This window comes from Bradyrhizobium sp. SBR1B, from assembly GCF_014198205.1.
Taxonomy (GTDB): Bacteria; Pseudomonadota; Alphaproteobacteria; order Rhizobiales; family Xanthobacteraceae; genus Bradyrhizobium.
Genome location: NZ_JACIHC010000009.1, coordinates 259210 through 269494 on the forward strand (window position 1 = coordinate 259210; position 10285 = coordinate 269494).

Genomic DNA, 10285 nt, shown 5'->3' on the forward strand with positions numbered 1-10285 from the left:
TCCGCTCGAGTTCGTCGCCCGCATGCCCATCCTCCGTCTCTATACCCGCGTTCTCGAGCTGCTCGGCAAGGAGGCGCGGCTGGGCTGGCTGCTTGCGGTCGCCAACCTCCTGCTGGCGGGCTCGCAGTTCGCCGAGCCCGTGCTGTTCGGGCGGATCGTCGACGTGCTGTCGGGCAAGACCGTGGCCGGGTCGAGCTCGGCCTGGCCGTTCCTGGTAGCCTGGGTCGCGTTCGGGCTGTTCACCATTCTCTGCAGCGCGCTCGTGGCCTTGCAGGCCGACCGGCTCTCGCACCGCCAGCGCCAGGCGGTGCTGACCGACTATTTCGAGCACATCCTGCAATTGCCGCTGACCTTCCACTCCGGAACCCATTCGGGCCGGCTGATGAAGGTGATGCTCAACGGCACCGACGCCTTGTGGCGACTGTGGCTCGGCTTCTTCCGCGAGCACTTTGCCGCGATCCTCTCGGTCGTGGTGCTGCTGCCGCTGTCGCTCTACTTGAACTGGCGATTGGCGATCCTGCTGTTCGTGCTCTGCATCGTCTTCACGGCATTGACGACCTTCGTGGTGCGCAAGACCTTCGGCATGCAGATGGCGGTCGAGGAGCAATATAGCGAGCTGTCCGCGCGCGCCTCCGATGCGCTCGGCAATGTCGCGCTGGTGCAGAGCTTCGTCCGCGTCGAATCCGAGGTGAAGGGACTGCGCTCCGTCGCCGACGAGCTGCTCGCCGCGCAAATGCCGGTGCTGTCGTGGTGGGCGCTCGTCACCGTCATCACGCGCGCCTCCACCACCATCACCGTGCTCGCAATCTTCACGCTCGGCATCGCGCTGCACGACCAGGGGCTGACCTCGGTCGGCGAGATCGTGATGTTCGTGAGCTTTGCGACGCTGCTGATCCAGAAGCTCGAGCAGGTGGTGAGCTTCATCAACAACGTGTTCATGGAAGCGCCCCGCCTGCGCGAGTTCTTCAATGTGCTCGACGCCGTGCCCGCGGTGCATGACCGGCCCGACGCGATCGACGCCGGCAGGCTGTCCGGTCTCGTCGAGTTCAACGACGTCACCTTTTCCTATGACGGCAAGCGGCCGGCGATCGAGGACCTCACCTTCACCGCACTGCCCGGCCAGACCATCGCGCTGGTCGGCCCCACCGGCGCCGGCAAATCCACCGCGATCGCGCTGTTGCATCGCGCCTTCGACCCGCAGTCGGGTTTCATCAAGATCGACGGCATGGACGTGCGCGGCGTCACGCTGACCTCGCTGCGCCGGAATATCGGCGTCGTGTTCCAGGAGGCGCTGCTGTTCAACCGCTCGATCGAGGAGAATCTGCGCGTCGGCAAGCCGGACGCGACCGAGGCCGAGATGCGCAAGGCGGCCGAGCGGGCGCAGGCGCTCGATTTCATCGAGCGCAGCGGCGGCTTCGAGACCAATGCCGGCGAGCGCGGCCGCATGCTGTCCGGCGGCGAGCGGCAGCGGCTGTCGATCGCCCGCGCGCTGTTGAAGGACCCGCCGATCCTGATCCTGGACGAGGCGACCAGCGCGCTCGACGCCGTCACCGAGGCCAAGGTGAATGCCGCTCTCGACGAAGTGATGAAGGGCCGCACCACCTTCGTGATCGCCCACCGGCTCTCCACCATCCGCAACGCCACGCGGATCCTGGTGTTCGAGAACGGACGGGTGATCGAAAGTGGAACTTTCGATGAACTGGTGGCCAAGAGCGGCCATTTCGCCGAGCTCGCCAGGGCCCAGTTCATGGTCCACGAGACCACACGGGCCAGTGTGACAGCCGCTGAGGCTGCTGCGACTGCTGCCAAATCCCCCTAGCAAGTCCCCACAGGATCGTCGAAATTCGGCCTATTTCATTGCGGAATACCCCGTTCATGCCCCTGTTCTCGACGCACCAGCCGGTATAGGTTTGCGGCGCCGCAAGCGGCGGCGCTGGATTTCAGAACCGACACTCAGATCACGAGCACCGCCCGGAACTGGCGGGTCTCCAAGGACCGGAATCGGATAGTGCACGCCCTACGCCCGCTGCTTCGCAAATCCCTGTTCAACCTGTTCGCTGCAAGCCTCGCATGTGCCGCGCTGCTGGCGCCGCGCGCGGTGAGCGCCGAAGCGCTGCTGCTGATCGAGGCCGACACTGGCAAGGTGTTGCAGGCCGAGAACGCGACCATTCCCTGGTATCCGGCCTCCGTCACCAAGATCATGACAGCGTATGTGACGTTGAGGGCGGTCAAGGACGGCAGGCTGACGCTCGACACGCTGCTCACGGTTTCGCCGACGGCGGCCTCGCAGTCGCCCTCGAAGATGGGGTTCCGTCCGGGAACGCAGCTCACCGTCGACAACGCTCTGAAGATGATGATGGTCAAGTCGGCGAACGACATGGCCGTGGTGCTCGCCGAAGGCGTCGGCGGTTCGATCGACGGCTTCTCCGCGATGATGAACGACACCGCGAAGAAGCTCGGCATGACGCAGACCAGCTACGTCAATCCGAACGGCCTGCCCGCCGACGGCCAGATCACGTCGGCGCGCGACCTCGGCATCCTCGCCCGCTCGTTCCTGCGCGACCTGCCGGAATACGAATACTTCGTGCACATCCCGGCGATCCGCTTCGGCAAGCGTACCACCGGCAATTTCAACAAGCTGATCGGCCGCTATCCCGGCGCCGACGGTTTCAAGACCGGCTTCATCTGTGCCTCCGGCTACAACCTCGTCGCCTCGGCCACGCGCAACGGCCGCCGGCTGATCGCGGTGGTGCTCGGCGCCAATTCCGGCACTGCGCGCGCGGTGAAGGCGGCGCAGTTGCTGGAGCGCGGCTTCGGCCAGGACAATCTGACGTGGCTGCGCCCCTCGCTCGGCACGGTCGATAACCTCGTGCCGGTCGACGCCTCGCCGCCGAACCTGCGCGACGAGATGTGCGGCGGCCATCGCAAGCGGCCGGCCAGCGACGACGACGATGCGCTGATTGCGGCCAATGGCGGCACCAGCGGATCGGCCTCGGCCACCGGCGGCGAAGCCCAGGTGACCTTCTTCACCGCCGGCCTCCAGCCGCCCCTGATGAAGGCCTCCGAGCTGATGGCCTCGGCTCCGGCGGCGACCGAGCCCGTGCTGGTCTATACCGGCCCGACCCGCACCGGCACCGCCCTGATCGCGGCGGTCGCGGCCGATGCCGACCAGCAGACGGCGTCTAAGCCGCGTGGCAAGAAGTCGCGCGTGGCCAAGAAGCCTGACGCGGCCGACAAGCCGAAAGACGCGGGCAAGGACGCCGCGAAGGACACCAAGACGGCGGCCGTGAAGCCTGTTGCCAAGCCGGCTGAGGCCAAGAAAAACGATAAGAGCAACGATAAGAGCGACACGAAGACTGCGGCTAAGCCGGCGGCGCCCAAGCATGCCGCCGCCAAGCACAATGCGGCAGCAAAACCCGCCGAGAAGCCTGCGGCAAGCAGCGATCCGAAGCCCGCCAAGCCCAAGGCCGCAACCAAGCCCGCGGCCAAGCCGGCCAACAACAGTTAACGGCGCGCCGAACCGGGCCCCCCCCCCCCCGCGCTTCGCACCTGCGGCAGCGCGGTATCGACGATTCCAGTAGCCACTTCCTGACCTATGTCTTAAGCCTCGACGACTTGCCACCCGTTCCGGCAGGCTCGATACTGGCGGCAATGAGGCAAGCCCGAGACACAACGGGCTCTGGTAGATGAGGGGAGTTTTCCATGGAGCGCATCTGGCTCAAGCAATATCCGCCCGGCGTGCCCGCCGATATCGAGCCGACCCAATACGCATCGCTGGTCGATCTGCTGGAGGAGAGCTTCACCAAGTTCGCCGACCGCAAGGCGTTCATCTGCATGGACAAGTCCATCAGCTACCGCGACCTCGACCAGATGTCGGTCGCGCTCGGCGCCTATTTGCAGGGCCGCGGACTGCAGCGCGGCGCCCGCGTCGCCATCATGATGCCGAACGTGCTGCAATATCCGATCGCGACCGCCGCGGTGCTGCGCGCCGGCTTCGCGGTGGTCAACGTCAATCCGCTCTACACGCCGCGTGAGCTCGAGCACCAGCTCAAGGATTCCGGCGCCGAAGCCATCATCGTGCTGGAGAATTTCGCCCACACCGTCGAGCAGGTGATCGCCAAGACGCAGGTGAAGCACGTCATCGTCGGCAGCATGGGCGATCTGCTCGGCTTCAAGGGCGTGATCGTCAATCTCGTCGTCCGCCGCGTCAAGAAGATGGTACCGGCATGGTCGCTGCCGGGCTCGGTCTCTTTCAACGATGCGGTGTCGGCCGGCCGCGGCATGACCTTCAACAAGCCAAAACTCTCGCCGGGCGACGTCGCCTTCCTGCAATATACCGGCGGCACCACCGGCGTCTCCAAGGGCGCCACCCTGCTCCACCGCAACATCGTCGCCAACGTCCTGCAGAACGACGCCTGGCTCCAGCCGGCGCTCGCCGCGCCGCCGCATGTCGACCAGCTCATGATCGTCTGCGCGCTGCCGCTCTATCACATTTTCGCGCTGACGGCCTGCTACCTGCTCGCGGTGCGCGCCGGCGGCTGCAATCTCCTGATCCCCAACCCGCGCGACATCGCCGGCTTCGTCAAGGAGCTGGCGAAATACCAGGTCAACAGCTTCCCGGCCGTGAACACGCTCTACAACGGCCTGATGCACCACCCTGATTTCAAGAAGCTCGACTTCTCCAAGCTGAAGATCTCCAACGGCGGCGGCATGGCGGTGCAGCGCCCCGTGGCCGACCAATGGAAAGCGATCACCGGCTGCTTCATCGCCGAGGGTTACGGCCTGTCGGAGACTTCGCCGACGCTGACCTGCAATCCGGCAACGGCAACCGAGTTCACGGGGACGATCGGCATTCCCGTGCCGTCGACCTACATCTCGATCCGCGACGACGACGGCAACGAAGTGCCGCTCGGCCAGGCCGGCGAGATCTGTGCCAAGGGTCCGCAGGTGATGTCGGGCTACTGGAACAGGCCCGAGGAGACCGCGAAGGTGATGACCGCGGACGGCTATTTCCGTACCGGCGACATCGGCATCATGGACGAGAAGGGCTACACCAAGATCGTCGACCGCAAGAAGGACATGATCCTGGTCTCAGGCTTCAACGTCTATCCCAACGAGATCGAGGAAGTGATCGCGAGCCATCCGGGCGTGCTCGAATGCGCCGTGATCGGCATCCCCGATTCCAAGTCGGGCGAAGCGGTGAAGGCTTTCGTGGTGAAGAAGGATCAAAACCTCACTGCCGAGGCCGTGATCAAATTCTGTCACGAGCAGCTCACCGGCTACAAGGTGCCCAAGCACATCGAATTCCGCAGCGACCTGCCCAAGACCAATGTCGGCAAGATCCTGCGACGCGAACTGCGCGACGAGAAGAAAGCTCAGGCGGCGTAAGCGCGTCTGCGGTTCATGACTGTCGTCGACGATATCGCGCCATCAGGCATTCTCGCCTTCTGGCGCGAGGCCGGCCGCGAGCGCTGGTACAAGCGCAACCAGGCCTTCGACGCCGAGGTCAGGCGCCGCTTCCTTGCTTTGTGGCAGAAGGCGGTCGCCGGCGAGCTCGCGTCATGGGAGGCAAGCGATGACGGCGCACTCGCGCTGGTCATCGTGCTCGACCAATTCCCCCGCAACATGTTCCGCGGCACGCCCCAGGCCTTTGCCAGCGATGCCCAGGCGCGCGACGTCGCCCGCCGGGCGATTGATCGCGGGGTCGCTGGCAGGATCGATCCGGTCCTGCTCGAATTCCTTTATTTGCCCTTCATGCATTCCGAGCACCTGCCCGACCAGCTGCGTTGCGTCGCGCTGTTTCAGAACACCGAGAATGCCGAAAACCTGAAATACGCCCGGGAGCACGCCGACATCATTCAGCGGTTCGGCCGGTTTCCCCACCGCAACCGCCTGCTCGGCCGCGACAGCACCGAGGAAGAGCAGGCCTTTCTCGACAAGGGGGGCTTCGCCGGCTGATGACATCACGGTGAAAGGGACCCACCCTCACCGCTTCGCCCGCCGGCAATATTGTGCAGGCCCGCCGCACGGTCTAATAAGCGGGATCGATATTCAGGGAGACCGACAATGGCGATCCAGACTGGCGACAAGCTGCCCGAGGCGAAATTCCGCGTGATGACGGCGGAAGGCCCGCAAGTGAAGACCACTGACGATATCTTCAAGGGCAAGAAGGTGGCGCTGTTCGCGGTGCCCGGCGCTTATACCGGCACTTGCCACAAGATGCATCTGCCGAGCATCTTCCTCAACGCCTATGCCCTGAAGGACAAGGGCGTCGACAGCATCGCCATCGTCTCCGTCAACGACGCCTTCGTCATGAACGCCTGGAAGCGCGACACCGACCAGCGCGACGAGGCCATCTTCCTCGCTGACGGCAACGCCGATTTCACCAAGGCGATCGGCATGGAGCTGGACGCCTCCGCCAACGGCCTCGGCATCCGCTCCAAGCGCTATTCGATGCTGGTCGAGGACGGCGTGGTCAAGAAGCTCAACCTCGAGGCAATGCCCGGCAAGGTCGAGGTCTCCGGCGGCGATACGCTGCTCGGGCAGCTCTGAGCCGCGGCGAAAGTGCCGTAGGGTGGGCAAAGGCGCGTCAGCGCCGTGCCCACCTCTTTCCTCGAATTAGAAGAACCCGTGGGCACGCTTCGCTTTGCCCACCCTACGAAACCGGCGACGGCAGCGAGACCGAGCTGCACCGCCGACACATCGAGCCCCTACTCCGCCAGCCGCTGCTGCAACCGCGCCTTCACGATCCCGTCGCGCGCCAGCTGGTCCGCGCGCTCGTTCTCGGGGTGGCCGGCATGGCCCTTGACCCAGTGCCAGCGGACCTCATGCTGCTTCAGCGCGGCATCCAGGCGCTGCCATAGCTCGACATTCTTCACCGGCTTCTTGTCGGCGGTGCGCCAGCCGTTGCGCTTCCAGCCGAAGATCCAGCCGGTGATGCCCTGCCGGACATACTGGCTGTCGGTGTAGAGATCGACCGTGCACGGCTTCTTCAGCGCCTCGAGCGCGGAGATCGCCGCCATCAGCTCCATCTGGTTGTTGGTGGTGTGGCGCTCGCCGCCGTTCAGCTCTTTTTCCTTGTCGCCGAACTTCAGGATCGCGCCCCAGCCGCCCGGCCCGGGGTTTCCCGAGCAGGCGCCATCGGTATAGATCGTGACGACGGGCTTTTCGCTCACGCGACCAATCCTGACGGCATCAGCCCGTAATCGCGTACGCTCGTCACGCTCTGGTGGAAGCGCAGCTTGCGAAAATATTCCAGCGGGTCCTTCGGCTTGACCAGCGCGCCGGGCGGCACGTTGAGCCAGTCCACCAGCCGCGTCAGCAGGAAGCGGATCGCAGCACCACGCGCCAGCAGCGGCAGCGCGGCCTCCTCCGCCTCCGAAAGCTTTCGCACGCGGCCATAGGCGTTGAGGAAGGCGCGCGCCTTGGTGACGTTGAAGGAATGATCCGGCTCGAAGCACCAGGCGTTGAGGCAGATCGCGACGTCATAGGCCAGCATGTCGTTGCAGGCGAAGGTGAAGTCGATGATCCCCGAGAGCTGGTCACCGAGGAAGAAGACGTTGTCGTTGAAGAGGTCGGCGTGGATCACGCCCTCAGGCAGATTATCCGGCCAGATCCCGCTCGAGAGATGGTCGAGCTCGGTCGCCAGGAACGCGCGCAGGCCCGACTGCACCTCATCGGCACGGTTCGAGGCCGCATCGAACAGCGGCCGCCAGCCCGCGACCGACAGCGCGTTGGCGCGCCGAACCGCAAAGTTCGCGCCGGCCAGATGCATCTTCGCCAGCGCCGCACCGACGCCGGCGCAATGGGCGACGTTCGGCTTGCGCGGCCACATGCCTTCGAGAAAGGTGATGATCGCCGCGGGACGCCCGGACAGCTCGCGCAATGCCTCGCCGTCTCTTCCCTTCACCGGCAGCGGGCAGTTGATGCCGTGCTCGGCCAGATGCGTCATCAGCGCGAGGAAGAACGGCAAATCGTTCTTCGCCACGCGCTTCTCGTAGAGCGTGAGGATGAACGACCCCTGGCTGGTATGCAGCAGGAAGTTGGTGTTCTCAACGCCCTCGGCGATGCCCTTGTAGGAGAGCAATTCGCCGAGCTCGTATTGCTTCAGGAAATCCGCAAGCTCGTCGGCGGCAACGTCGGTGTAGACCGCCATAAAGGTCTACTCGGCGGCGGCTTCGGGGCGCACCTGACGCGGCAGCGGGAAGAACTCGTTCTCCTCAGCGGCCGAGACCGTCTCCACATGCAGCGTGTAGCGCTCGGCGAAGGCGTCCATGATCTCTTCGACGATCACTTCCGGCGCGGAAGCGCCCGCAGTGATGCCGAGGCTCGAAATGTTGCCGAACTTGTCCCAGTCGATGTCGGTGGCGCGCTGCGCCAGCACCGCGATCCGGCAGCCCTCGCGCTCGGCGACCTCGCGCAGGCGCTGCGAGTTCGACGAATTGGGAGCACCGACGACGATGAGCGCGTCGACCACCGGCGCCACCTTCTTCACCGCGAGCTGGCGGTTGGTGGTGGCGTAGCAGATGTCTTCCTTGTGCGGCCCGTTGATGTTCGGGAAGCGCTCCTTCAGCAGCGCCACGATCTCCGCGGTGTCGTCGATCGACAGCGTGGTCTGGGTCACGAAGGCGAGGTTGTTGGGGTCCTTCGGGGAGATCGTCTTGGCATCCTCGGCGGTCTCGATCAGGGTCACGGCGCCGGTCGGAAGCTGGCCGAGCGTGCCGACCACCTCGGGATGATGGGAGTGGCCGATCAGGAAGATCTCGCGGCCACGCTTGAAGTGGATCGCGGCCTCGCGGTGCACCTTGGTGACCAGCGGGCAGGTCGCATCCAGCGAGAACAAATTGCGGGACTGGGCATCGGCCGGAACCGATTTCGGCACGCCATGGGCCGAGAATACCACCGGCGCGGTGGTGTTTTCCGGGATTTCGGCGAGCTCCTCAACGAAGATGGCACCCTTTTTCTTCAACCCGTCGACGACATATTTGTTGTGCACAATCTCATGGCGAACATAGACGGGGGCGCCGTACTTATCGAGCGCCCGTTCCACGGTGTCGATCGCCCGGACCACCCCGGCGCAGAAGCCACGGGGAGAACAAAGCACGATCTTGAGGTCTGGTTTGGCTGACATTGAGCGATCTCGGGACCGAATCACCTCGCCAAATGGGCGGGAAGCGGTCGATGAATGGAATAGGGCTTGGGTACGAGCTTACAGGGAATTGGGCCCCCTTTCGGGCGCTGTCAAGGCACTATCTATAGCAGAACCATTGCGTGGCTACCCCCTCCGGGCTTATATAGCGCGAATTCCCAGTCATCGCTGATGACCACCGGTTTCGCCTCCAGAGGGGTGGGCGAAGCACAAAGGAGATTTGCCATGAGCAACGCACCTCTGATGCCCAAGGCGACCGCCGTCTGGCTGCTCGACAACACCGCGCTGACCTTCGATCAGGTCGCCGATTTCACCAAGATGCATCCCCTCGAGGTGCGCGCGATCGCCGACGGCGATGCTGCCCAGGGCATCAAGGGCATGGATCCCCTCTCCAACGGCCAGCTGACCCGCGAGGAGATCGAGAAGGGCGAGCGGAATCCGGATTATCGGCTCCGCCTCCAGGAGAGCAAGGTGGTGCTGCCGCCCCAGCCCAAGCGCAAGGGCCCGCGCTACACTCCGGTCTCGCGCCGCCATGAGCGTCCGAGCGCCATCCTCTGGCTGCTGCGCAACCATGCCGAGCTCAAGGACGCCCAGATCATGCGCCTGGTCGGCACCACCAAGAGCACCATCGCGAGCGTACGGGACCGCACCCACTGGAACACCTCCCAGCTGACCCCGATCGACCCCGTCACCCTCGGCCTCTGCTCGCAGATCGAGCTCGATTTCGAGGTGGCGCGCGCCGCCAAGGAGAAGCCGATCGACGCAGCCTATGGCGGCGCCACGCTGCTGCCGGCTTCCGAGACCACCAAGAAGGACGAGTTCGAGCCGGCCGAGCGATCGAGCGACGACCTCAACCTCGACGCCGTGTTCGCCAAGCTGAAGACGCTCGGCGGCAAGAAGCAGGAAGACGAGGAGGAGTAGTTCTTCTCTCGTTCATTCACCATCGAATGCAAACGCGGCGGGAAATCCCGCCGCGTTTTTGTTTGTAAGAACGGCTGAGTGAATGCGACGCATGTCGCCACACGCGAGCTGCGTTCCCTCCCCCCTTGTGGGCCTGTTGCGTTATCGGTCTTGGAGGCTGAGGACATGAGGAGAGAGGGGCGCGGTCACGGCAATTGCCAGCGAGGTCTCTAGTGT

The 10285-nt window shown here is 64.7% G+C and carries 9 protein-coding genes; 6 read left to right on the top strand and 3 right to left on the bottom strand.

Annotated features, from left to right (window positions below; genetic code table 11):
• Window positions 1–22: 22 nt before the first annotated feature.
• From GGD61_RS23770 to GGD61_RS23790, 5 genes are all read left to right on the top strand, one after another.
• Complete coding sequence (locus GGD61_RS23770; protein WP_018321318.1) at window positions 23–1819, top strand: glucan ABC transporter ATP-binding protein/ permease; 1797 nt, start codon at window positions 23–25, stop codon at window positions 1817–1819.
• A 189-nt stretch (window positions 1820–2008) separates the two neighbouring features.
• Complete coding sequence (locus tag GGD61_RS23775) at window positions 2009–3508, top strand: D-alanyl-D-alanine carboxypeptidase family protein (RefSeq protein WP_183231215.1); 1500 nt, start codon at window positions 2009–2011, stop codon at window positions 3506–3508.
• A gap of 194 nt (window positions 3509–3702) precedes the next feature.
• On the top strand, window positions 3703–5388 hold the full coding sequence (locus tag GGD61_RS23780) for a long-chain fatty acid--CoA ligase (RefSeq protein WP_018321316.1): 1686 nt from the start codon (window positions 3703–3705) through the stop codon (window positions 5386–5388).
• A gap of 15 nt (window positions 5389–5403) precedes the next feature.
• Window positions 5404–5958 carry a DUF924 family protein gene (locus tag GGD61_RS23785; protein WP_092254151.1) on the top strand — a complete coding sequence of 185 codons (555 nt, stop codon included), beginning with the start codon at window positions 5404–5406 and terminating at the stop codon, window positions 5956–5958.
• Between the two features lie 108 nt (window positions 5959–6066).
• A complete protein-coding gene (locus tag GGD61_RS23790; protein ID WP_018321314.1) occupies window positions 6067–6552 on the top strand; it encodes a peroxiredoxin in 486 nt (161 codons plus the stop codon).
• Between the two features lie 158 nt (window positions 6553–6710).
• Here GGD61_RS23790 and rnhA read toward each other — a convergent pair whose 3' ends face one another.
• From rnhA to ispH, 3 genes are read right to left on the bottom strand one after another with little or no spacing between them, the layout of a single operon-like run.
• Entirely contained in the window at window positions 6711–7175 is a 465-nt protein-coding gene (rnhA, locus tag GGD61_RS23795; protein ID WP_018321313.1) for a ribonuclease HI, read from the bottom strand.
• Window positions 7172–8155: a homoserine kinase gene (locus GGD61_RS23800; protein ID WP_092254147.1), complete on the bottom strand. Its 984-nt coding sequence runs from the start codon at window positions 8153–8155 to the stop codon at window positions 7172–7174. Before GGD61_RS23800 ends, rnhA begins: the two co-directional genes overlap by 4 nt.
• A gap of 6 nt (window positions 8156–8161) precedes the next feature.
• Complete coding sequence (ispH, locus tag GGD61_RS23805) at window positions 8162–9130, bottom strand: 4-hydroxy-3-methylbut-2-enyl diphosphate reductase (protein WP_092254145.1); 969 nt, start codon at window positions 9128–9130, stop codon at window positions 8162–8164.
• Window positions 9131–9373: 243 nt separating this feature from the next.
• Between ispH and GGD61_RS23810 the strand changes: the two genes are divergently transcribed.
• Window positions 9374–10069 carry a DUF1013 domain-containing protein gene (locus tag GGD61_RS23810; protein ID WP_026202531.1) on the top strand — a complete coding sequence of 232 codons (696 nt, stop codon included), beginning with the start codon at window positions 9374–9376 and terminating at the stop codon, window positions 10067–10069.
• The last annotated feature ends 216 nt before the right edge of the window (window positions 10070–10285 follow it).